22 protein-coding genes are annotated in these 21804 nt (G+C 63.2%); 10 read left to right on the forward strand and 12 right to left on the reverse strand.

The window, feature by feature from the left end; genetic code table 11:
- Positions 1–7: 7 nt before the first annotated feature.
- From NKJ01_RS15180 to NKJ01_RS15190, 3 genes are all read left to right on the forward strand, one after another.
- A complete protein-coding gene (locus NKJ01_RS15180; protein ID WP_352729023.1) occupies positions 8–322 on the forward strand; it encodes a MocE family 2Fe-2S type ferredoxin in 315 nt (104 codons plus the stop codon).
- Between the two features lie 35 nt (positions 323–357).
- Positions 358–1158, forward strand: a complete 801-nt coding sequence (locus NKJ01_RS15185) for a 3-methyl-2-oxobutanoate hydroxymethyltransferase (RefSeq protein WP_023760982.1) — start codon at positions 358–360, stop codon at positions 1156–1158.
- 186 nt (positions 1159–1344) lie between these two features.
- Positions 1345–2778 (forward strand): DHA2 family efflux MFS transporter permease subunit, encoded by a 1434-nt coding sequence (locus NKJ01_RS15190; RefSeq protein ID WP_352729025.1) that lies wholly within the window; start codon positions 1345–1347, stop codon positions 2776–2778.
- A 17-nt stretch (positions 2779–2795) separates the two neighbouring features.
- Here the strand turns inward: NKJ01_RS15190 and NKJ01_RS15195 are convergent, their stop codons facing one another.
- Positions 2796–3050, reverse strand: a complete 255-nt coding sequence (locus NKJ01_RS15195; protein WP_352729027.1) for a hypothetical protein — start codon at positions 3048–3050, stop codon at positions 2796–2798.
- On the opposite strand from NKJ01_RS15195, the gene NKJ01_RS15200 reads away from it, so the two are divergent.
- The 7 genes from NKJ01_RS15200 (at position 3049) to NKJ01_RS15230 (ending at position 11061) form a co-directional block, all read left to right on the forward strand.
- The gene (locus NKJ01_RS15200) at positions 3049–4035 is read left to right on the forward strand and encodes an ABC transporter permease (protein WP_352729029.1); all 987 of its coding nucleotides are present in this window, start codon (positions 3049–3051) and stop codon (positions 4033–4035) included. The genes NKJ01_RS15195 and NKJ01_RS15200 overlap by 2 nt on opposite strands.
- Before the next feature lie 62 nt (positions 4036–4097).
- On the forward strand, positions 4098–5123 hold the full coding sequence (locus tag NKJ01_RS15205) for a sugar ABC transporter substrate-binding protein (protein ID WP_023760979.1): 1026 nt from the start codon (positions 4098–4100) through the stop codon (positions 5121–5123).
- A gap of 77 nt (positions 5124–5200) precedes the next feature.
- Entirely contained in the window at positions 5201–7324 is a 2124-nt protein-coding gene (locus tag NKJ01_RS15210) for an ABC transporter permease (RefSeq protein WP_352729031.1), read from the forward strand.
- Positions 7321–8376, forward strand: a complete 1056-nt coding sequence (locus tag NKJ01_RS15215; protein WP_352729033.1) for an SMP-30/gluconolactonase/LRE family protein — start codon at positions 7321–7323, stop codon at positions 8374–8376. The genes NKJ01_RS15210 and NKJ01_RS15215 overlap by 4 nt, the downstream gene beginning before the upstream one ends.
- Positions 8376–9872, forward strand: a complete 1497-nt coding sequence (locus NKJ01_RS15220; RefSeq protein WP_352729035.1) for a sugar ABC transporter ATP-binding protein — start codon at positions 8376–8378, stop codon at positions 9870–9872. The genes NKJ01_RS15215 and NKJ01_RS15220 overlap by 1 nt, the downstream gene beginning before the upstream one ends.
- 219 nt (positions 9873–10091) lie before the next feature.
- Positions 10092–10499: a carboxymuconolactone decarboxylase family protein gene (locus tag NKJ01_RS15225; RefSeq protein WP_352729037.1), complete on the forward strand. Its 408-nt coding sequence runs from the start codon at positions 10092–10094 to the stop codon at positions 10497–10499.
- 31 nt (positions 10500–10530) lie between these two features.
- Positions 10531–11061: a GNAT family N-acetyltransferase gene (locus NKJ01_RS15230; RefSeq protein WP_352729039.1), complete on the forward strand. Its 531-nt coding sequence runs from the start codon at positions 10531–10533 to the stop codon at positions 11059–11061.
- 4 nt (positions 11062–11065) lie between these two features.
- Here the strand turns inward: NKJ01_RS15230 and NKJ01_RS15235 are convergent, their stop codons facing one another.
- The 11 genes from NKJ01_RS15235 to NKJ01_RS15285 form a co-directional block, all read right to left on the reverse strand.
- Positions 11066–11953, reverse strand: a complete 888-nt coding sequence (locus NKJ01_RS15235; protein WP_352729041.1) for an amidohydrolase family protein — start codon at positions 11951–11953, stop codon at positions 11066–11068.
- On the reverse strand, positions 11953–13089 hold the full coding sequence (locus tag NKJ01_RS15240; protein WP_352729043.1) for a vWA domain-containing protein: 1137 nt from the start codon (positions 13087–13089) through the stop codon (positions 11953–11955). The genes NKJ01_RS15235 and NKJ01_RS15240 overlap by 1 nt, the downstream gene beginning before the upstream one ends.
- A gap of 220 nt (positions 13090–13309) precedes the next feature.
- The gene (locus tag NKJ01_RS15245; protein ID WP_023756898.1) at positions 13310–14191 is read right to left on the reverse strand and encodes an AAA family ATPase; all 882 of its coding nucleotides are present in this window, start codon (positions 14189–14191) and stop codon (positions 13310–13312) included.
- Between the two features lie 8 nt (positions 14192–14199).
- Positions 14200–15204: a xanthine dehydrogenase family protein molybdopterin-binding subunit gene (locus NKJ01_RS15250; protein ID WP_010910368.1), complete on the reverse strand. Its 1005-nt coding sequence runs from the start codon at positions 15202–15204 to the stop codon at positions 14200–14202.
- Position 15205: 1 nt separating this feature from the next.
- Positions 15206–16573 (reverse strand): xanthine dehydrogenase family protein molybdopterin-binding subunit, encoded by a 1368-nt coding sequence (locus NKJ01_RS15255; RefSeq protein WP_352729045.1) that lies wholly within the window; start codon positions 16571–16573, stop codon positions 15206–15208.
- Between the two features lie 126 nt (positions 16574–16699).
- Positions 16700–17182, reverse strand: a complete 483-nt coding sequence (locus tag NKJ01_RS15260; RefSeq protein WP_352729047.1) for a (2Fe-2S)-binding protein — start codon at positions 17180–17182, stop codon at positions 16700–16702.
- A gap of 60 nt (positions 17183–17242) precedes the next feature.
- Positions 17243–18037 carry an FAD binding domain-containing protein gene (locus NKJ01_RS15265; RefSeq protein WP_352729049.1) on the reverse strand — a complete coding sequence of 265 codons (795 nt, stop codon included), beginning with the start codon at positions 18035–18037 and terminating at the stop codon, positions 17243–17245.
- Between the two features lie 13 nt (positions 18038–18050).
- Positions 18051–18494 carry an SRPBCC family protein gene (locus NKJ01_RS15270; RefSeq protein WP_352729051.1) on the reverse strand — a complete coding sequence of 148 codons (444 nt, stop codon included), beginning with the start codon at positions 18492–18494 and terminating at the stop codon, positions 18051–18053.
- 119 nt (positions 18495–18613) lie between these two features.
- Positions 18614–19441: a helix-turn-helix domain-containing protein gene (locus NKJ01_RS15275; RefSeq protein WP_352729053.1), complete on the reverse strand. Its 828-nt coding sequence runs from the start codon at positions 19439–19441 to the stop codon at positions 18614–18616.
- A gap of 338 nt (positions 19442–19779) precedes the next feature.
- Positions 19780–20778 (reverse strand): ABC transporter permease, encoded by a 999-nt coding sequence (locus NKJ01_RS15280; protein WP_023756906.1) that lies wholly within the window; start codon positions 20776–20778, stop codon positions 19780–19782.
- A 39-nt stretch (positions 20779–20817) separates the two neighbouring features.
- Positions 20818–21558, reverse strand: a complete 741-nt coding sequence (locus NKJ01_RS15285; RefSeq protein ID WP_352486338.1) for an ATP-binding cassette domain-containing protein — start codon at positions 21556–21558, stop codon at positions 20818–20820.
- Positions 21559–21804 lie beyond the last annotated feature (246 nt).

Here is a 21804-nt window from a genome sequence, read left to right on the forward strand (position 1 = left end):
GACAGAGATGGGCGACTGGGTTGAAGCGTGCGCCGTCGACGATATCGAGGAAGAGGACGTCATCCGCTTCGATCATGGCGGACGCACTTTCGCCATCTATCGCAGCCCGGATGACGAGTACTTCGCCACCGACGGCTATTGCACGCATGAGAAGGCACATTTGGCCGACGGGCTGGTGATGGACGACATCATCGAATGCCCCAAGCACAATGGCCGCTTCAACTACAAGACAGGTGTCGCCAAGGGCGCGCCGGTGTGCGTCAATCTCAAGACCTATCCTGTGCGCATCGAAGCTGGCAAGGTTATGATCAAGATCGGCTGACCTGCCGCACCAAGTAACAGAGGGAACCCCTTTCGATGAGCCGAAAAAGACCGACCGTCGCCGACCTGCGCGCCATGAAGGGCAAGCGCCAGCTGACCATGCTACGCGTGCTGACGATGGACGAGGCCGAGGCCGCCGAGCGGGCAGGGGTCGACATCGTCTCGGTACCGCCCGAACTGGTGCTCAACCCGCAATACCGCGATGCGGCCCCCAGCCTGTTCACCATGCCCGGCGAGAATTTCTACGAGATCGGCACGGCGGACGATTTCGTGCGCTGGGCCTTCCGGCTCTACAAGGCCAGCGCCGACGCGGTCTATTGCAGCGCCGGTTACGCCACGATCAAGCGGATGGCGGACGATGCCATTCCGGTGATCGGCCATGTCGGCCTCATTCCTTCCCGCGCGACCTGGACCGGCGGCTTCAAGGCGGTCGGCAAGACCGCCGACACCGCCATCCAGATATTCGAAGCGGTAAAGCAGCTGGAGGCCGCCGGCGCCATCGGCGCCGAGATCGAGGTCGTGCCTGTCGAGGTGGCCAAGGCGATCTCGGAACGAACATCGTTGATCATGCTGTCGATGGGGGCGGGCACCGGCTGCGATGCGCAATATCTGTTCGCCGACGACATCCTCGGCCAGAACCGTGGCCATATGCCGCGTCATTCCAAGGTCTATCGCAATTTCGCCGCCGAATATGACCGCTTGCAGGCCGAGCGCATCGCCGCGTTCTCGGAATATGTTGCCGACGTCAACAGCCTGGCCTATCCCGAAGACAGGCATGTCGTGCACATGGACCCGGCCGAGCTACGCCTGTTCCTGGACAAGGTCGGCCGGAGCTAAGTCCGTCTGCCAGCTTCCGCTGGCGAGCGCCGCGTAGAGCATCTCGGCGTCGATGCCGAGCATTGGCTCGAGATGGACGCGCGGCTCGAGCACCGTCTGGCCCTCGCCTTTGCGCGGCGCGACACGAAAGTTTGTTGCGCTATGCCTGGACGCGGCAAAACAAATGCTGTTCAAACCGCTCCCGTCATGACTGCCATTCCCGAGACCGAGACCTTACCCGAAACGGCCACCAATGCGCGGCGCGTGGCGCTGATCGTCGCCATCGCCTTCTTCATGCAATTGCTGGATTCGACGATCATCTCGACCTCGCTGCCGCAGATGGGCGCGTCGTTCGGCGTGTCGGCGGTGGCGATGAGCATTGGCATCACCGCCTATATGCTGACCATGGCGGTGTTCGTCCCGCTGTCGGGCTGGCTCGCCGACCGGTTCGGCGCACGCAACATCTTCCTGCTGGCGATTATCCTATTCACATTGGCCTCGCTCGCCTGCGGCTTCTCTCAAGACCTGAGCCAATTCGTCGCCGCCCGTGTCGTGCAAGGGCTGGGCAGCGCACTGATGACGCCAGTCGGGCGCATTCTCGTCCTGCGCAATGCTTCGAAGTCCGAGCTGCTCAACGCCACCGCGCTGATCACCTGGCCAGCGCTGTTTGCGCCGGTGGTCGGGCCAGTGCTCGGCGGCTTCATCACCACCTATCTGTCCTGGCACTGGAATTTCTTCATCAACATCCCGCTCGGCGTGGTCGGGCTGGCCTTGGTCGCCCGCTTCATTCCGGGTGATCGCGAAGCAGACCCCAAACCGCTGGATTGGCCGGGCTTCGCGCTGACATCGGCCGGGCTCGCCTTGCTGCTCTACGGCCTCGAGCGCATCGCGCATCCGGAGGATGGCGTCCTGCCGACGATGCTCTTGATCGTAGCCGGCATCGTCATCGGCTGGCTGGCGGTGCGGCATCTCAGGCGCGCGCCGCATCCGCTGCTCGATCTCTCGTCATTCAAGGTGCTGACCTTCGCCATCTCGACGCTGGCCGCCGGCACCATCTTCCGGGTGGCGATCAACGCCACGCCATTCCTGCTGCCGTTGCTGTTCCAGGTCGGCTTTGGCCTCAGCCCCGTCGATGCCGGCATGATGATCTTGGCCTATTTCTTCGGCAATCTCGGCATGAAGACTGTGACGACGCCGACGCTGCGCCGCTTCGGCTTTCGTTCGGTGCTGGTCGTCAACGGCCTGATCGCCTCGGCGGCGATCATGGCCAGCGCGGCAATCTCGCCGCAGACGCCGCAGGCGCTGGTGGTGGCGCTGATGCTGATCGCCGGTCTGTCGCGCTCGATGCAGTTCACCGCACTCAACACGCTGGCCTTCGCCGATATCGATGCGGCGCAGCGTAGCTCGGCGGCGACACTGTCCTCGATGCTGCAGCAGGTGGCGATGCTGTTCGGCGTGGCGGTGGCGGTGGCGGTCCTCAACTTGTCGCAGATCGCCAGGGACAGGCCGGCGCTCGACCTTGTGGATTTTCGAATCGCCTTCCTGGTGATCGGCGCCATTGGGCTGGTGGCGGCGTTGCGTTTTCTCGCTCTGCCGGCGGGTGCGGGCGCCGAGGTCTCCGGCCATATGCCGGGAAATTGACATCGAAATTTTCCACCTCATGTGGAGATAAATTCCGCCTTGCGCTTCCGTGTTGAAGCGGTCCTTTCACTGGCAGCCATGATGGCGGAACCGATTGCCAAAAATGCAGGGTTTTCCATGGATTGCGCCAGCTTCGGCAATCGATGCGTCCACTCGGTGAATATCCCTGCCAGCCCAGGTTCTGAACGCGGATTCATTTGACGAACAGGCGCTGGGCCGATTAGCTTTCTTCCCAGGGATGGCAGCACTGCCATCGGGGCAAACGCAGACATGAACACGATCGGCTGGCCGAATTTCAGGAGCCTGAATCAGGAAGGGATTGTCTTTGCCATCGCGGTGGTGCTGTTCGTTGCCGCGGCGATAGGCCTGCCGGGCTTCGTCGACCCCAACAATCTTGTCGCCATCGTCCGCTCGGTGTCGGTGCTCGGCATCCTCGCGCTCGGCATGGCCGTCGTCATCATCGGGCGCGGCATCGACCTCTCCGCCGTGGCGATCATGGCGATGTCGGTCGCCTGGTATCTGCAACTGCTGAATTCGGGCATGCCGGACGGGCTGGCCTTCGCGTATGTGCTGGCCGGCGTGCTGGCGATCGGCCTGCTCAACGGTTTTCTCGTTGCCTATGCCGATGTGCCGGCGATTTTCGTGACGCTGGCGACCGGCTCCTTCGTCTTCGGCTATGTGCGCTCGCAACTGATCACGCAGGATGCCGTGCCGGTGCCGCAGGGCCACTGGGTCGAACGGCTCGGCGGCCTGCGCTTTCTCGATATTCCGATCGAGGTGTTCATCTTCGTCGGCCTCGCGTTCCTGTTCTTCCTGTTCCTGCGCTACACCAAATGGGGCCGTTACATCTATTTCGCCGGCGACAATCCGGTGGCGGCGCGCAACATCGGCATTCCCGTGCGGCCGATGCTGGTGCTGCGCTACGTCGTCTCCGCCTTCGTCGCGCTGATCGCCGGCCTGCTGACGGCGGCCAGCCTGCACTCGATCAACACCCGCATCGTCAATTCGACGCTGCTCTACGACATCGTGCTGGTGGCGGTGATCGGCGGCATTGGCCTGTCCGGCGGGCGTGGCGGGGTGCGCAACGTGCTGGTCGGTGCGGCGCTGATCGGCATCCTGCTCAACGCCATGACCATCATCGACATTCCGCTGCTCTACCAGAACCTGATCAAGGCGGCGATCCTGCTGTGGGCGATCATCGTCGACGGCATCATCAATCCACGTGACGAGCAGACCGCTCAACAGGGCGACATTTAGGGGTACCCGGTCCGATCCATCCCGATCGGCCGGCAATGAAAATCTAAACGAGAGGATCTGACATGAAATTCATCAGGACATTGATGGCCGCCGCCACGGCACTCGCCGTCACCGCCTTCGTGGCGCCAACCTTCGCCGCCGACGATCCCGGCCCAGCGGCTTACGCGCAGGCACTCAAGGGCAAGCGTGTCATGCTGGTGCCGTTGGCGATGGGCTTCGACCTGGCGCAGGGCTGGGCGCATTATCTGAAGACCGAAGTCGAGGCCTGGGGCGGCGTGTTCGAGACGCGCGACCCGAACTGGGTGGTCGATGCCGGCGCGCAGGCGATCACCGACGCCATCTCGTCGGACACCAGGCCGGACGTGCTGATCATCCATGCACCGGACCTGAACTCCTATTCCAAGCTGATGAAGAAGGCGCAGGCCGCCGGCACCTACGTGATCCTGGTCGACAATCCCGCCAACTTTCCAGCTGACGCCTTCGTCGGCAGCGATTGGGATCGGCTTGGCCAGCTCGAGGCCGAAGCGGCGATCAAGGGCTGCGGCGAGAACTCGTCGAAGAAGATCGGCCTCGTGCAGGGCGACCAGGCGAACTCCTCCAGCCTTTACCAATATGCCGGCATCATGAAGGTTCTGGACAAGCATCCCGATTTCAAGGTGGTGGCCAAGCCCGATTCCAACTGGGATGCGACGACGTCGCGCAACGTGACGACGACGATGCTGCAGCAGAACCCGGATATCTGCTCGATCATCGACTTCTGGGATGGTGACGCCACCGGCGCGTCCGCTGCGATCCGCGACGCCAAGCTCGACGGCAAGGTGTTCCTCGTCACCACCGGCGGCGGCGAGAAGGCGGCCGATTGCGACAAGCTGCAGGACGGCACCTATGGCGCCGTGGTGATGACCGAACTTGCCCGCCAGTCCGGCGACATGAACGCCATCATCAAGTTCCTGCTGCAGAGCGGCCAACCAGCCGGCACCTCGCACACCTACATCTACACGCTGGAGAAGGCGACGACCAAGGCCGACCTCAAGCCCGACAGCTGCTGGGACCTGAAGGCGCTGCAGGCGCAAGCGGCGGCGAAATAATCCGATACTCTCCAACACCGATCAACGGGGTGGCCGGATTGCCCGCGGCCACCTCCTTCTCTTGCTGCAGTGACCTTATGTCCTTTCGCGAACGCCTCCAGTCCTGGCGCTACAATCTCGTGCCCGACCATGTCGTCGGCGAGATCCTGACCAAACGCTGGACCGACAACGCCATTCCGTTCCTGGCGCTGGTGGCGACGCTGGCAACCTTCGGCTCGATCATTCCCGGCTTCTTCAAGCTGACGGCGCTGCAGGAATCGACCCGCCAGCTCGGTGAATTCTCGATGGTGGTCACCGGCATGACCGTGGTGATGCTGGGCGGCGGCATCGACCTGTCGGTCGGCTCGATCTTCGCGCTTTCCTGCTTCTCCGCCGTTTATGTCTTCTTCATCCTCGAACAGTCGATCTGGCTGGCGATGGCCGCGTCGGTCGCCACCGGACTCGTCTTCGGCGCCATCAACGGCTATCTCGTCGGCTACCTCAGGCTGCGCGCCTTTCTCACCACGCTGGTCACCTTCATCTTCGGCCGGGCGCTGTTCGACATCCTGGTCACCACCTATGCCGCCGATGTGCAGCTCTCGACCGCCACTTCGGATGTGCTCGACTTCATCGGCGACAGCACCTTCTGGGGGCTGTCGGTTTCGGTGTGGCTGGCGATCATCCTCGCCATCGTCACCCATATCGCGTTGACGCGTTCGCGGCCGGGCTGGCACGTGCTGGCGGTCGGCGGCTCCAGGCGCTCGGCGCACAATGCCGGCATTCGCGTGCGCCGCACGGTGTTCATGACCTATGTCTTCTCTGGCTTCTGCGCCTCGGTCGGCGGTTTCCTCATCGCCTGCCGCCTGAGCGGGGCAGGGCCGGGCACCGGCCTCAACCTGGAGATCATGGCGCTGACGGCGGCGGTGGTCGGCGGCGTCAGCCTCGGCGGCGGGCGTGGCTCGGTGATCAAGGGGCTGATGGGCGCGATCATCGTCTTGACCATGACCAACGGATTGATCCGGCTGGGGTATGGCACCGGCACCAACCAGATGGTGCTTGGCATCATGCTGGCGGTGGCGGTGACGATCGACATCCGCTGGCTGAAGAACCGCCACAAGGTGCTGAACGAAGTCTATGTCGCGCCGGTCTATCTCAAGATGGGCGAAACACAGTCGGCGGCGCCCGGCTCCGGCACATCCTACGAACTCGACAACAGGCTGTCGGCTGCCGACCATATCGGGCTTGGCGAGCTGGAAGGGCCGGAAGATGTCATCCTCGACCGCGACGACAATCTCTATTGCGGCACACGCCATGGCGAAATCGTCCGCTTCTTCGCGCCGGACTATGTCAAATCGGAAGTATTCGCTCACATTGGCGGCTTCCCGCTGGGGCTTGCCTTCGACAAGACAGGCAATCTGATCAGCTGCGTTGGCGCCATGGGGCTCTATTCGGTGTCGCCGGATCGGGAGGTGAAACGCCTGTCGGCGGAGACGTCGCGCTCGTGGACCTCGATCGTCGACGATGCGCGGTTGCGCGATCCCAACGACTGCGACATCGCGCCGGACGGGCGGATCTATTTCACCGATTCGACCAAGCGCTACGATGCCCACGATTGGGCGCTGGACTCGATCGAGAACCGCGCCACCGGGCGTCTGCTGGTCTACGACCCGAAGGACGGATCGACCAGGACGCTGCTCGACGGCTACCGCTACACCAATGGTGTGTGCATGGCGCATGATGGCAAGTCGCTGTTCTTCGCCGAAAGCTGGGCCTGCCGGGTGCACCGCTACTGGCTGGAAGGGCCGAAGGCCGGCACCGCCGAATGCGTCATCCGCGACATGCCGGGCTACCCCGACAACATCAACCGCGCCTCCGACGGCAATTACTGGATGGCGTGGCTCGGCATGCGCACGCCGAGCTTCGACCTGTCGCTGCGCCACCCCGATATGCGCAAGCGCATGACGCGCCGCTTGCCGCAGGATGAGTGGCTGTTCCCCAACATCAACACCGGAGGCGTGGTGAAATTCAATGAGAAGGGCGGCATCGTCGAGGCGATGGGCGACCTCTCAGGCGGCGCGCACCCGATGGTCACCTCGATGCGCGAGCACAAGGGATATCTGTTCGTCGGCGGCATCCTCAACAACCGCGTCGGCCGCTACAAGATCGCTGGCGCCGACCCGAACTGGACCAGCCCCGCTTCTTATTGGGGGGCAAGGCCATGATCCTCGATCCGGTGCTCGACCTGTTTCGCGGCAAGGCGGTGACCATTCCGCCGCTCGACGGTGCTTTTCGGCCCAATACGCGGCTGGACGATGCGCTGGCTTTTGCCGAACTGACGGAGCCGGACAATCTGCTGGTTTCTGGTGAGAGGCTGCTGGCCTCCAGCGGCAACGCTGTCTATTCGCTTGCTGCCCGAACCGAGCCCAAGGTGATCGAAACCTTCCCGTCTGCCGTCACGGCGCTGGCGCTCTCGCCATCCGGCGAACTGACCGTGGGGCTGGAAAGTGGCAAGCTGCTGATATCAGGCAAGGAGGTTCCGCTGCCGGCTGATCTCAGCTGCATCACCGCACTTGCCTATGCGGATGACGGCACGCTGTGGCTGGCCAATGGCTCGGCCGAGCATGCGCCCTCGCAATGGGCCGCCGACCTGATGAGGAAGGGGGCGTCCGGTTCGCTTTGGAAGCGGGATGCAGCAGGTGGCGGCTTCCGCAAAGTGGCCGGCGACATCGCCTTCCCCTATGGGCTCTATCCCGTCGGCAGGGATGTTCTGGTCAGTGAAAGCTGGCGCCATCAAATTGTCCGCTTCGAGGGCGCGACGGGCAATCGTTCGACGGTGTTGACTCATCTGCCAGGCTATCCCTCCCGGCTGTCGCCATCCGCCGATGGCGGCGCCTGGCTGGCTCTGTTTGCGCCGCGCAACCGGTTGATCGAATTCGTGTTGCAGGAAACGCATTACCGCCATGACATGCTCGATCAGGTGCCGCCGGCCTACTGGATCGCGCCGGCACTGGCCTCCAGCCGCAGCTTTCTCGAGCCGCTGCAATGCGGCGGCATCCGCACCATGGGCATCCACAAGCCATGGTCGCCGAGCCGCTCCTACGGGTTGGTGGTGAGGCTCGACGCGAAGATGCAGCCGCAATTCAGCCTGCACAGCCGCGCCAACGGCACGCGCCATGGCATCTGCAGCGTGGCGGAAAAGGACGGCAGCTTGTTCATCGCCTCCAGAGGCGGTGACTGCGTGCTGGCGGTCGACCTCGCGTCGGGAGGCTTCTGATGGACCCGATCGTTCGGCTGGAGAACGTCACCAAGACTTATCGCGGCGTGCCGGCGGTGAAGAATGTCAGCTTCGAACTGCGCAAGGGCGAGATCCACGCGCTGCTTGGCGAGAACGGCGCGGGAAAATCGACGCTGACCAAGATCATTGCCGGTGTGGTCGACGCCACGTCAGGCAAGATGTTCCACCATGGCCAGGAGATCGCCTACGCCTCGCCGCATGCCGCCCTGGAGGCCGGCATCGCGATGGTGTTCCAGGAGACCAGCCTGGTGCCATCGATGACGGTGGCGCAGAACCTTTATCTCGGCACCGAAAAGTTCCTCAACCGGCTGCGCGGCACTTACATCTCGGCCCAACAATTCCTGCAGTCGCTGAATTTTCCAGTCGACCCGAACGCCATGGTGGCAACGCTGGGTGCGGCCAAGCGGCAGATGGTCGAGATCGCACGGGCGGTGCACCACAATGCCGAGATCATCATCTTCGACGAGCCGACGGCGACGCTGACGCCGGAAGAGAAGCGACACTTCTTCGCGCTGATCCGCAGGCTGAAAGCGAGCGGCGTGTCGATCGTTTTCATCAGCCACGCTCTGGAAGAGGCGCTGCTGATTGCCGACCGCATCACCATCCTGCGCGATGGCGAACTGGTGATCACCGACGACACATCGGCCTTCGACCGTGACAGGATCGTCGCCGCCATGGTCGGGCGCACGCTGTCGGGGCAGATCTACCGCCAGCGCGACGAAGCCAAGCTGCGCAAGGCTGGCAAGAAGGTGCTGTCGGTGCAGGACATCTCGATGAGCAATGTCGTGCGCAACAATTCGTTCTCGATCTTCGAGGGCCAGATCACCGGCGTGTTCGGGCTGATCGGCTCCGGCCGCACCGAGACCTTCAAAATCGTCTCCGGCATCTACAAGCGCGATTTCCTGCGCGGCGGCGCCATCGAACTGGACGACAAGCCGGTGCGCTATCTCGTGCCGAGCGAAGCGGTGGCCGACGGCATCGTCTACGTCACCGAGGACCGAAAGAGCGAAGGCATCTTCGAGACGATGGGCATTGCCGAGAACCTGTTCGGCGGGCTTTTGGCGGCGGGCCGCGAAAAGGCGTGGGTGATCAACGCGCAGGAGATGCGTGTGCTCTCGGCGGAATGGACGAAGACGCTGAACATCAAGGCGATCAACGACAATGCGCGTGTGGTCGAACTCTCCGGCGGCAACCAGCAGAAGGTGGTGATCGGCAAGGGGCTGGTACAGCAGCCGCGCATCGTCATCTTCGACGAGCCGACGCGCGGCGTCGATGTCGGCGCCATCGCCGAGATCCACCAGATCATCAACCGCCTGGCCGATGAGGGCCTCGCCGTCGTCGTCATCTCATCCTATCTGCCGGAGATCATGAACCTGTCCGACCGCATCCTGGTCTGCCGGCAAGGGCGTATTGTGGAGGAGTTTTCGCCGGCGGAGGCCACCGAGGAGAAGATCATGTACGCGGCGGTGCATTAGATTCAGGTGAGGCCGGCCTGCAAACGGTGGCTTCCTGCGCTTCCGGTGCTCACGTACGAAAAGTACGCTCCGCTCCGGTTCTCGGAACCCGCCGTTTTCGACTCGGCCTGACCTGAATCTCTACGCCGCCGCCGGAGAAGTGAATCAGGCGAATGGATTGGCTGCGGTTGCTCAAGGCCTGATTCAACTCACGACGATCAAAATGAAGGGAAAAATGCCATGGCCACCACAAGACTTCTCAGCGATGCCGAGGTGGAGAAAGTCCCGGCGGTGAAGGCCGTGTTCGACGATATCCGCGCGACGCGCAAATCCGATTTCGTCAACAATTTCTGGCGTGGGCTGGCCAACGATCCGCCGGCGTTGAAGCGGATCTGGGAACAGCTGAAGGTGGTGATGGTCGCCGACAGCGCCATCGATCCGCTGACCAAGGAAATGATCTACATCGCGGTGTCGACCGCCAATGGCTGCTCCTACTGCGTCCACTCGCACACGGCGGCAGCGCGAGCCAAGGGTATGACCGATGTCCAGCATAGCGAGCTGGTGTCGATCATCGGGCTCGCCGGCCAGACCAACCATCTGGTGACCGCGATGCAGATCCCGGTCGATCCGCAGTTCGAGGTGAAGTGAGGCGGCGACGGTTTCCGGAAACAGGACTTTCATGGACAAAACCATCAGATTTCCAATTTCGATCTCCGGGTACGAGGTCGAAGGCCTGATTGGAATTGACGCTCCGCGATTGGTGCCGCTGTATCAGGCCTGCTCGGACTATGTCGTGCTGGAACGAGGCGAACCGCCAAACGTCGCCAGCGCAAAAGAGGAATTTGAAAACTTTCCGCCGAACCGGACGGAAGCCGACAAATTCGTATTCGGGTTGAAAGCAGTCGATGGCGAATTTGTCGGTTTGCTGGCCTGCGATCGCAATTACCCGCAAGCGGGGTGTTGGTGGATCGCATTGCTCATGATCGACAAAGCGCTTCATGGAAGAGGGTTCGGGCGAACGCTTTGCGATGACTTTTTCAGGTGGCTGAAATCGCAGCACGTCGAACGGCTGGAACTCGGCGTGCTCATGGAAAATGAGCAAGGGCTTCGGTTCTGGCAAGCGCAAGGCTTCGAGCTGATGCGGACGGCGGGGCCGGTCAGCTTCGGCGCCAAGCGGCATATGGTCCAGATTTTGGGCCGGCGGTTGTGAGCAGCTATACCGGCCGGTAGACCTTCTCCGCCGTGTTCCAGAAAATATCCGCCTCCGCCGCCGCGCCATGCTTGGTCACCGCATTGCGGTGCGCCTTGATCAGTTCGGCGTGGCTGGTCCACAGCTTTTCAATCGGGAAGTTCGAGCCGAACATCAGATGGTCAGCGCCCAGGATCTCGATCGCGTTGTCGACGATGTAGGCGATCAGCGCCGGGTCGTTGCGGTGGACGAAGGTGCCGAGGCCGGAGAGCTTGGCGTAGAGATTGGGTGCGGCCGACAGCGTGCGCAGGCCGGTCTTCCAGGCTTCGGTGGTTTCCGGCTCCATGCCGGTCAGCATGCCGGCATGGGTGAGGATGAAGTTCGTCTCCGGGTTCTCGCCGACCAGCGTCAGGCCGTCCTTCATCTGAGCAGGGAAAAGCTGCAGATCGAAGGATAGGTCATAGTCCTTCAGGCGCGCTACATTCGCTCGCACCTTGCGGTCTATGACCTGATCGGCCGAGGCGGCGAAACGGAAGGCCGGCGTCTCGTGCCAGTGCAACTGCATGCGCACGCCGCGCAGCAGCGGATATTTTTTCAAGCGATCGATCTGGGGTCTGATGTCGTCGGCGGTCATGTCGGCGTAGCCGACGATGGCATGCGGCCAACCGGTCTCGTCAGCGGTCTTCTGCAGGAAGGCGACTTCTTTCTCGAAATCCTCCTTGGCCCAGTTCGTCTGGACATAGACGGCCTTTTCGACGCCCGATCCTTTCTGGTCGGCCAGAAACTCCTCGATCGGATAGTCGCGGCGGATCGGCTCGTAAGGGCCGAAGATGCGCGGCACCATCGGTCCGACCAGCCAGGGCTGGTCCTTTTGGCGCCAGATGTGAAAATGTGCGTCGATTGCCTTCTGCATCACGAAACCCTCTTCCAGATTGTCGCCGCAGCCGGGGCAGGGCGGGCGAGCGACAGGATGAAATCGGTGAGGCGGGCAAGCGACGAGCCGTCGACGAGATCGTCGATCACCGGCAGGATGGCGCGAAGTGCCGCCGTTGCCGGCCTGAAGCGCGGGTCGCCGGCCAGCGGCGTCGCCAGCGACAGCCGGAAGGCGCGGGCGCTCAGCCGGCGCATTGCCATTTCCAGCTCGCCATGGTCGCCGCGCTCCAGCGCGTCGGACAGGATGACGATCGCGGCACCGCGCGCGAAAGCGGAAAAGCGCGGCACCGAGAGGAAGGCGAGCAGCGTCGGTCCCATGCGGGTGCCGCCGTCCCAATCGTCGACCTGCGCGGCCGCGCGCGCCAATGCCTGATCGCGGTCGCGGATGCGCAATGCCCCGGTGATGCGGGTCAGCCGCGTGCCGAAGGTGAAGATTTCGGCGCGGTCTGCACCTTGTACGGCGGCATGCACGAGCTTGAGATAGTCCGCTGTGTGCAGCTTCATCGAGCCGGACACGTCGACGAGGATCAGCAGCTTGCGCGGGACGGTCTGGCGGCGGCGCAGTAGCGGCGAGGGAACGTCGCCATCGGCGCCGACGATTTCCCGCAGCGACCGGCGCAGATCGAGCTTGCCGCGCGAATGGGTGCGCACGGTGCGGAAGGAGCGGCGGGCGGGCAGGGCCGAAGCGAGCTTGTGGCGGAAAGCGGCAAGGCCGTCATCGTCGCGCTGGAAGTCGCGGCTGCTCAGTTGTTCGACGCCGGAAGAGAGTTCGCCACCGTCCTGCTGACGGATCACCTCGATCTCTTCCCGCCCCGCGCCGCCATCATCCTTGATGCGGGTTTCCTCGTCGGCGTCGCCTTCGACCATCGCAGATGCATTGCCATAGAAATGGCTCCGGAAATGCGCCTCGAATTCGTCGCGGCGGTCGGGCGGCGGCGCCAGCGTGGCGAGCGCCGCCTCGCGGATATCGGCCATCGAGCGCGGCCCGAGCAATGCCACCGCTTGCATGAAGGCGGAGACTTGTTCGGGCGCGACGCCAAAGCCGTAGCGGCGCAGAAGGCGGGCAAAGGCGAGCAAGGGGGTGGCCGCGCGGGGCAAGCTTTTCTCCCGCATCATTGCGTGGCGCCCCCCTCTGTCCTGCCGGACATCTCCCCCTCAAGGGGGGAGATTGGCAGCTTTGACGCGTCGCCTGCTAATGCGACGCTGGAGATTGGCGAAAGCCGGAATGACAGCTGATCTCCCCCCTTGAGGGGGAGATGTCCGGCAGGACAGAGGGGGGTGCTGTCCCGCCAGCGTTGCGGAATGAACGGGGCGAAGGGATCGTTGAGATCGCGCATCACGCCAGCGCCTCCTCGACAATGCGGCCAAGCTCGGGCGCGATGTAGGAGAGATCCTCCTCGTCCTTGATCAGCACGCCGATGGCGCGGCGGAAGGCTTCCGGCCATGGGCTGCCGCCTTTTTCCAGGATGGTGGCGGCGTTGGCCCATTCGACCGCTTCGGCGATGCCTGGCGGCTTGGCGAGCGGGCGGGCGCGGATGGTCTGCACGGCTGCGGCCACCGCGCGCGCCGTTGCCTCGGCCACATCGCCGGCGCGCAGCATGATGATGGCGGCCTCGCGCTCGGCATTGGGATAGCCGATCCAGTGATAGACGCAGCGCCGGCGCAGCGCCTCGGCGAGTTCACGGGTGCGGTTCGAGGTCAGGATGACGATCGGCTGCGCGGTGGCGCGGATGGTGCCGCGCTCGGGAATGCTGATTTGGAAATCGGAGAGGAATTCCAAAAGCAGTGCTTCAAATTCGTGGTCGGAACGGTCGATCTCATCGACCAGCAGTATGCGCTGCTCCGGCGCCTTCAGCACCTGCAGCAGCGGCCGCGCGATCAGGAAACGGTCGTCATAGATATCGATCTCATGCTCGCCGGCATGGCGGATGGCGAGCAGCTGGCGTTGATAATTCCATTCATAGAGCGCATGCGCGGCGTCGATGCCTTCATAGCATTGCAGCCGCACCAGATCGCGGCCGAGCAGCGCGGCGATCGCCTTGGCCGCTTCCGTTTTGCCGACGCCGGGCGCGCCTTCGAGCAGCAGCGGCTTGCCCAGCCGGATCGCCAGGAAGATGGCTGTGGAAAGGCTCTCATCCGCCAGATAGCGTGAGGCGGCCAGATGCTGTGCCACCGCCTCCGGCGAGGTCGCGACAGTCTCGGCGCTTGTCCCGTTCATTGCGGCCCTCAGTTCGCCGCTTGCGCCTTCAGCGCGCGCAAAATGCGCTCCGGCGTAATCGGCAGCGTGTCGATGCGCACGCCGACAGCGTCGAAGACGGCATTGGCGACGGCCGGGATCTGCGGGTTGGCGCACATTTCGCCCGGCCCCTTGGCACCGTATGGCCCGTCGGCCGAGGGCCGCTCCAGCACGATGATCTCGGTTTGCGCGAGATCGCCCGGCCCCGGCATCAGATACTGGTTGAAGTCGGTACCGCCATGGTCACGGTTGGGATAATAGGGCTCGGTGGTTTCGTAGAGCGCGTGACTGATGCCCATCCAGGAGCCGCCGACCAATTGCTGCTCGACCATTTTCGGGTTTAGCGCGCGGCCGATCTCGAAGACGTTCTTGACCGTCAGCACGGTCACCTCGCCGGTCTCGTCATCGACCTCGACCTCGGCCACGGTGCAGGCATGCGCGTAGCAGGTCGACGGCTTCATCGCGCCGGTCTCTTTCTCCGGATAGGAGCGCGGGATGAGGAACATGCCGCGGCCGGAGATCGAGCGGCCGCGCTTGAAATGCGCCGACAGCGCGACGTCGAAGATCGAGATCGATTTCTGCGGAGCGCCCTTGACCAGGATGTTGCCCTGGCCGTCGGTCTCGAGGTCGGAGGCATTCACCTCCAGCTCCTCGGCCGCCACCTCCAGCATCACCTGGCGCGCCTCCCTAGCCGCCTGGATGACGGCATTGCCGGCGCGATGCGTGCCGCGCGAGGCGAAGGTGCCCATGCAGTGCGGGCCGGTGTCGGTGTCGGCGGTGTCGACGACGACGCGGTCGGTCGGCACGCCGATCGTTTCGGCGCAGATCTGCGCCATGATCTGCTTCATGCCCTGGCCGAGATCGACCGAGGACAGGGTCACCATGAAATTGCCGGTTGGCGTCGAATGCACCAGCGCCTGCGTCGGGTCGCCGCCGAGGTTCATGCCGGTCGGATAATTGATCGCGGCAACGCCGCGTCCGCGCCTGATCGCCATCTCAAGCTCCCTTCACATAGGAGGACATCGCCATGAATTTCTCCGCCACCGGCCAGTTGGCGGCGCGCGAGGCTTCCTGCATGCATTCGATCAGCGCCGCGCCCTCGGTCGGCTGGCGGTGCGCCTTCATGTCGCCGTCGCGATAGGCGTTGATGAAGCGGAATTCGAGCGGATCCATGCCGATCAGCCGCGCCAGCTTATCCATCTGTACCTCCAGCGCGAAGTCACCGATGGTGACGCCGAAGCCGCGCATGGCGGAGGAGGGCGTGCGGTTGGTATAGACGCAGTAGGTGTCGATCCAGACATTGGGGATGGTGTAGGGACCGGGGTAGTGACCCGCGCCCTTCTGCGCGCCATAGGGCGAGTGGCGGGAATAGGCGCCGGCGTCGGTGTAGCCGGTGACCTTGCGGGCAACGATACGGCCGTCCTTCATGACGCCGTCCTTGATGACGATTTTTTCGGCGGCGCGAGGTGACGATATCTGCATCTCCTCTTCGCGGCTGTAGATAAAACAGACTGGTCGTCCTGTTAGCTTGGCGCCGAGGATGGCGATCGGCTCGACGATGACGTCGACCTTGCCGCCAAAGCCGCCGCCGACGGTGCCGCCGACGAAATGCAATTTGCTGCCCGGCATCTGCAGGATGATCGATGTGTTGTCGAGGGTGAAGAACATCGCCTGCGTGTTGGTGTAGCAGGTGAAGCGGTCATTGCCCTCGGGTACCACAAGGCAGCCCGTCGTTTCGGTGGGCGCGTGCTCGATCGGCGAGGACTGGTAGCTCTGCTCCAGCACGTGGTCGGCGCCGGCGAAGCCCGCCTCGACATCGCCGAAGCGGACCTTGCGACACTCGCCGCTGTCATAGAGGTAGTAATTCTGGCCGTGGTACTCATTGACCAGCGGCGCGCCGGGCTTCAGCGCTTCCTCCATGTCGAAGACAGCCGGCAACACCTCATAGTCGACCTTGACCTTGGCAGCGGCCTCTTGTGCGGCGCGCTCGGTCTCGGCCAGAACCGCCACCACGGCCTCGCCCTTCCAGCGCACCTTGCCATCGGCCAGCACGGTCTCGTCCTCAGGTCCGACCTGGATCAGGATGAGGATGGTGTAGACATTGCGCGGCACGTCCGTGGCTGTGAGCACTCTGACGACGCCCGGATGCTTCTCGGCTTCCGACGTGTCGATCGAGCGGATGCGGGCATGGTGATGCGGGCTGCGCACCATCTTCAGATGCAGCATGCCGGGGAAATTGCGGTCGGCGAAAAAGGCGGTCTTGCCGGTGACATGGCCGGGCGAATCCGAACGCGGCCTCGGCTGTCCGATCTCATGCAGGTCGTCCTTGCGGACATCGGCGAAGTAGTTCTTGCGCAGTTCCATTCTTTTGTTCCCTCAGAGCATGATGCCGAAAAGTGTGAAGCGGTTTTCGGACGACATCATGCTCTATCTCTTTGATTTAGAGGCGGATTCAGATTTCAGGTCGAATCGACCTGAAATCATCCGGCTCTAGGCCGCGTTCTGAGAGTTGGACCGCGCGGCGGTCAGCACCGCCTGGATGATCGGCTCGTAGCCGGTGCAGCGGCAGATGTTGCCCGACAGCGCCTCGACCACCTCGTCGCGGCTGGGGTTCGGGGTGTGGTCGAGCAGCACCTTGGCGGCCATGATCATGCCGGGCGTGCAGAAGCCGCATTGCGTGGCGAAGGCCTCGAGAAAGGCGCGCTGCAGCGGGTGCAGCACGCCGCTTTCCGAAAGCCCCGCCGTGGTGGTGATGGCGGCTCCATTGCAGGTCTCGGCCAGCGTCAGGCAGGACAGCCTGAGCTCGCCGTCGATGATGACCGAGCAGGCGCCGCAGGTGCCTTGATGGCAACCGCCTTTCGGCGAGGTGTCGCCGATCTTGTCGCGCAAGGCGTGCAGCAGCGTCGCGCCGCTGTCGACGAATTCGGCCTTCTCCGAGCCGTTGAGCGTGAACTGAACCGGGACCTTCGCCATGTTTTCCTCCCAGCGCGCCTGCCCGAACCATCGGACAGACGCGCGCCCCCGAACGAAATATTATGCGAGCAGCAGCCGGCCGAGATGGACCGGCAGCACTTCGTTGCGGTACCAGGCGCTGGCAATCGGATCGGTTGCCGGCGAGGTGCCGTGGTTGACTGCCGCCAAGGCCGGCGCGATGCCGTCCTTGGTCAGGCTTCGGCCGATCAGGACTTTTTCGGCTGCTTTGGCGCGCATTGGCCGGTCGGCCATGCAGCCCAGTGCAATCCGCGCCGAAGACACGGTGCCATCCGGCGCCAGTTCCAGAACGCTGGCGATGCTGAGCACCGAGACGCCCTTGGGCTTGACCCGCGACACTTTCAGGAAACGGAAACTGTCGGCTTTCGGCAGCGTGAAGCTCACGGAAGTGACGATGGCGCAGCTGCCGTCCCGATTGGCCAGGAAGATCTCTATCGGCGCTTCGCCGTCATCGGTGCCGACAATGGCGTCGAGCGCCAGCAGGGCAACAGCGAAATCGCCATAGGGAGCCGGCGCGAACAGATTGCCGCCGACGGTCGCCATGTTGCGGACTGCCGGGCCACCAACGGCGCGGGCGGCCTTGGCAAGGGCGCCGAGGTCCGCATGGCGGGCGATCGCCGCCATGGTCACCGAAGCGCCGATGCGGACTTTATCACCGGCGACAGCGATGGTGGACAGCGACGGCTCGGTCGACCTGACAAAGCCGGAGACCGAAACATCGCCTTCATTGGCGGCGCGGATCACGAGTGTACCGCCACCGAGATAGCGCGTGCCGGCGGCTTTCAGCGCCGCGTTGGCGTCGTTAACCGTTGCAAAAGTCTGCAGTGCTAGCGCCATGGGTTGGCTCCTGTCAGCTCTGGCCGGCGAAGTGGCTCTTCAGGGCATTGAAGCCGCCCTGGAAGACATTCGCCCCCATGCCCTCGGCCAGCTTGTCGGCTTCTTCTGGCGCGGCGTCGAAGCTGGCGGTCCATTCGGCGTAGGTGCGGTCGCCATCGGTAACGCGCCGCAATTGCAGCGTCGCCTTGTGGTTGGTCAGGGGCTGCGGCGTCTCAAGGATCGAATAGCTGACGTGGAAATCCCGGTCGGAGAAGTCGAGCAGCTTTTCGCGCAGGCGCGCGCCACTGATGAGGTGAAGATTGCGCACGCAACCTATCGTCGAAGCGTCCTTGCCGTCCTCGATATGGCTTTCGACCATGCGCGGATGCCAGCTTGGCAGTCCGTTGAAATCGCGTATGCGCGCCCAGACTTTTTCGACCGGCGCGTCGATGACGCTGGAGATGGTGACTTTCGCCATCTAATGTTCCCTTGCAAATGCGATCCGGTGCAAGGGTAGGGCGGCAGGTCTAGCGACGCTTATCAATGCGTCTTGAGTGCGTATCAAGGAGTCTGAAAAAGGGTGGCGGGGCCGCTGGTTCAGGCGATGGCTCGCGCGGCCTCACGATAGACCGTCGGCGGCACGCCGACATGGTCGCGGAAGAAGCGCGAGAAATTGCCCTGCGTGGTGAAGCCGAGATTGCACGCGACCGAGATCAGCGGCTCCTGCGACCATTGCAGCTGCCGCACCGCTTCCTCCATGCGCAGCGTGTTCCAGTAGACGTTGGGCGTCAGATTGGTCTGTTCCTTGAACAGAGCGAAGAAATGCGGCCGCGACAGTCCGACACTGCGCGCCACCTCGTCGAAGCAAATGCGCTCGCAGACATTGGCTTTCATCAACTGGATCGCCTTGCGGACCCGGAAGTCCTGCATGGTGTTGATGCGGACACGCACCTCCTGCGGCGCCGAGGCGTCGGCGGCATCGAGCACCGAGTCGATGAAACGCTCGATCTCGTAGTTGGCGATGTCGTCGATGCTCTCATTATCGCTGAGATGGTCGAGCAGATTGGCGGCGGCCTGATGCAGCCAAGGTTCGAGCGTGATCGCGGCTTGTGAAAACAGTGGCGCGGACGAGGGCAGGTCGCGGCGGCGCCGCGCCCAATCCGGATCGATGTAGAAGGCGAGAAACAGACCGGGCGTCCTGTTTTGCGACAGAACATGGCTGTGCGGCTGGAAGGAGTTGATGCCGGCGGCGGTGCAGGGGCCAAGCCGTACGGTCTCTCGGCCGATGGTCATCTCCCCGGCCGTGCCTTCCAGCCAGATGATCAGATGCGCCTCGACATGGGCATGGGTGACGAAGTCGCTTGCGACATTGAGGACAGAAACATGTCCGAACCGGCCCCAGTAGAGCCTGATCGCTTCCGTCATGGGTATATCCTCCCGCAGACGACTGGCCTCCCTTCGCCTGCGCCGGGATAGTGCTGCTGAGTTCGGGGCCGCGTCAAGGCGGGAGTCCGCGGCGATCGTGGAGGACGGCTGATGCGGGCGGATTTTCAGACTGAGCGATAGGTTTCCCCTTCTCCCTTGTGGGACCCACAAGGGGAGAAGGGAAGAACGCCCTCTTAAACCGAAGCCGTCAGCGCAAGCCGCCCATCGAGGCTGAACAGGGCGTTTGTCACAGACTGTTTTGTCGTATGACCATGATCTCTGGGCAACCGGTTCCGTTTGTCCGAGAAAACCGGTTTCCACTTTTCGGGGTCATTGTCTTAATCGCTGCGGCGGAAATTGCGGATGCGGTCGAACAGCACCGCCAGCAGGATGGCGCCTCCGATGAACACGCCTTGCCAGAAGGCATTGATGCCGAGGAGGCCAAGACTGTTGCGGATCACTTCGATCAGGGCCGCGCCGACGATGGCGCCGAAGGCGGTGCCGACGCCACCAGCGAGATTGGCGCCGCCGATGACAGTGGCGGCGATCACCTGCAACTCCATGCCGGTGCCGAGATTGGTGGTGACGGCGCCCAGCCAGCCGGTCTGGATGATGCCGGCAATGCCTGCCGACAGCGCCGAGATCATGTAGACGGCAACCTTGATCTTGCGCACCGGCACGCCGGTCAGTGTCGCCGCATGCTCATTGCCGCCAATGGCGAAGATGTGGCGGCCGAACTTGGTCCAGCGCAGGATGAAGCCGGTGATCAGCGCCAGAAGGATCATGTAGAGAACCGGATTGGCGATGCCGAACACCCAGGCGCCGCCGCCCAATGCCAGCAGTTTGGCGTGGTCTGGCCCGAACTGGAAGACGACGGTGTTGTTGGAGGCGACCATCGCCAGGCTGCGGGCGATCGACAGCACACCGAGCGTTACCACGAATGGTGGAAAGCCAAGATAGGCGATCAGGATGCCGTTGAAGGCGCCGATGGCGAGCGCGGTTGCGATAGAGGCCAGAATGCCGACCTCGATCGAGTAGCCGGCATGCATAGTGACGGCCAAAATCATCGACGACAGGCAAAGCACCGAGCCGACCGACAGGTCGATGCCGCCGGTGATGATGACGAAGGTCATGCCGAGCGCGATGATGGCGACGAAGGTGATGTTGCGGGTGATGTTGTAGAGGTTTTTCGACGTGGCGAAGGCGTCGGTGGCAAACGATAGGAACACGCAAGCAAGGATGACGGAGATCACCACCCAGAAAGTCTGACTGGCAAACAACCTTGCCGGCAAGGATTGCTGCTTGTGCTCGATCGGCTGGTCAATTGTCAGTGCCATCATCGACCTTCATTTGCTGTCATAGTGAAAAGCTTGAAATCAAACCTGTTCGATGGCGCCGGTGATCAGCCCGGTGACTTCCTCGGGCGAACTCGACGCAATCGTCTTGTCGGCGACCTTGCGGCCGCGTCGCATGACGATGACGCGGTCGGCGACGGTGAAGACATCGGGCATGCGGTGACTGATCAGCACCACGGCGATGCCCTGGTCGCGCAAATGGCGGATCAGGTTCAGCACCTCGGCGACCTGGCGGACCGAGATTGCGGCCGTCGGTTCGTCCATCAGCACGATCTTGGCCTGCGACAGCATGGTGCGGGCAATCGCCACCGCCTGGCGCTGGCCACCCGACATCTGCTTGACGAGGTCGCGCGGACGGGTCTCGGACTTCAATTCGGCGAAGAGCTGGCCTGCGCGTTTGTACATGGTCGCATAATCGAGGATGCGGAGCGGTCCTAGGCCGCGGCGCAATTCGCGGCCGAGATAGACATTCGCCGCCGCGGTCAGATTGTTGCAGAGTGCCAGATCCTGGTGGACAATCTCGATGCCGTGCTGGCGGGCTTCCGCCGGCTTGTGCAGGATCAACTCCTTGCCGTCCATTCGCATGGTGCCATGGCTCGGGCGGAAATTGCCGGCGATCATCTTGACCAGTGTCGACTTGCCGGCGCCGTTGTCGCCCATCAAGCCGACCACCTGTCCGGGCTCGATCGACAACGAAACGTCGTTGACTGCCTGGATGGCGCCGAAATGCCTTGAGATGTTGGTGAGTTCGAGAACCGCCACCAGCCTTAACCTCCCCGTGCCTTGCCTGCTTTTCCGGTGGACCGGGCGCAGCTTTCGCCACGCTTTTCCAGCTCCTCCCGGAAACAGCGCTGACCTGCATCTACGCGAATGCCTGCGCAGGCGTCAATTGTCAGACGAATAAGAATTGGCGATAGTCAGGGAAATGCGGCCGGGGGCTGTTGCGGGACGGGGTTGAATCTTTCGAAAAATCAGTTTTGTAGGACAAATGGCATTGACGTTGGCCGC

This window comes from Mesorhizobium sp. M0276 (genome assembly GCF_040321755.1).
In the GTDB taxonomy this organism is placed as follows: Bacteria; Pseudomonadota; Alphaproteobacteria; order Rhizobiales; family Rhizobiaceae; genus Mesorhizobium.

Excerpts from the sequence above, each read along its gene's own strand:
- NKJ01_RS15185 (WP_023760982.1), top strand. The coding sequence starts at position 358 with ATGAGCCGAAAAAGACCGACCGTCGCCGACCTGCGCGCCATGAAGGGC.
- NKJ01_RS15250 (WP_010910368.1), bottom strand. The coding sequence starts at position 15,204 with ATGGCGATCAGGCGCGGACGCGGCGTTGCCGCGATCAATTATCCGACC.
- NKJ01_RS15210 (WP_352729031.1), top strand. The coding sequence starts at position 5,201 with ATGTCCTTTCGCGAACGCCTCCAGTCCTGGCGCTACAATCTCGTGCCC.
- NKJ01_RS15215 (WP_352729033.1), top strand. The coding sequence starts at position 7,321 with ATGATCCTCGATCCGGTGCTCGACCTGTTTCGCGGCAAGGCGGTGACC.
- NKJ01_RS15190 (WP_352729025.1), top strand. The coding sequence starts at position 1,345 with ATGACTGCCATTCCCGAGACCGAGACCTTACCCGAAACGGCCACCAAT.
- NKJ01_RS15200 (WP_352729029.1), top strand. The coding sequence starts at position 3,049 with ATGAACACGATCGGCTGGCCGAATTTCAGGAGCCTGAATCAGGAAGGG.
- NKJ01_RS15180 (WP_352729023.1), top strand. The coding sequence starts at position 8 with ATGGGCGACTGGGTTGAAGCGTGCGCCGTCGACGATATCGAGGAAGAG.
- NKJ01_RS15265 (WP_352729049.1), bottom strand. The coding sequence starts at position 18,037 with ATGGCGCTAGCACTGCAGACTTTTGCAACGGTTAACGACGCCAACGCG.
- NKJ01_RS15240 (WP_352729043.1), bottom strand. The coding sequence starts at position 13,089 with ATGATGCGGGAGAAAAGCTTGCCCCGCGCGGCCACCCCCTTGCTCGCC.
- NKJ01_RS15280 (WP_023756906.1), bottom strand. The coding sequence starts at position 20,778 with ATGGCACTGACAATTGACCAGCCGATCGAGCACAAGCAGCAATCCTTG.
- NKJ01_RS15255 (WP_352729045.1), bottom strand. The coding sequence starts at position 16,573 with ATGGAACTGCGCAAGAACTACTTCGCCGATGTCCGCAAGGACGACCTG.
- NKJ01_RS15230 (WP_352729039.1), top strand. The coding sequence starts at position 10,531 with ATGGACAAAACCATCAGATTTCCAATTTCGATCTCCGGGTACGAGGTC.
- NKJ01_RS15260 (WP_352729047.1), bottom strand. The coding sequence starts at position 17,182 with ATGGCGAAGGTCCCGGTTCAGTTCACGCTCAACGGCTCGGAGAAGGCC.
- NKJ01_RS15220 (WP_352729035.1), top strand. The coding sequence starts at position 8,376 with ATGGACCCGATCGTTCGGCTGGAGAACGTCACCAAGACTTATCGCGGC.
- NKJ01_RS15225 (WP_352729037.1), top strand. The coding sequence starts at position 10,092 with ATGGCCACCACAAGACTTCTCAGCGATGCCGAGGTGGAGAAAGTCCCG.
- NKJ01_RS15270 (WP_352729051.1), bottom strand. The coding sequence starts at position 18,494 with ATGGCGAAAGTCACCATCTCCAGCGTCATCGACGCGCCGGTCGAAAAA.
- NKJ01_RS15245 (WP_023756898.1), bottom strand. The coding sequence starts at position 14,191 with ATGAACGGGACAAGCGCCGAGACTGTCGCGACCTCGCCGGAGGCGGTG.
- NKJ01_RS15275 (WP_352729053.1), bottom strand. The coding sequence starts at position 19,441 with ATGACGGAAGCGATCAGGCTCTACTGGGGCCGGTTCGGACATGTTTCT.
- NKJ01_RS15235 (WP_352729041.1), bottom strand. The coding sequence starts at position 11,953 with ATGCAGAAGGCAATCGACGCACATTTTCACATCTGGCGCCAAAAGGAC.
- NKJ01_RS15205 (WP_023760979.1), top strand. The coding sequence starts at position 4,098 with ATGAAATTCATCAGGACATTGATGGCCGCCGCCACGGCACTCGCCGTC.
- NKJ01_RS15195 (WP_352729027.1), bottom strand. The coding sequence starts at position 3,050 with ATGTCTGCGTTTGCCCCGATGGCAGTGCTGCCATCCCTGGGAAGAAAG.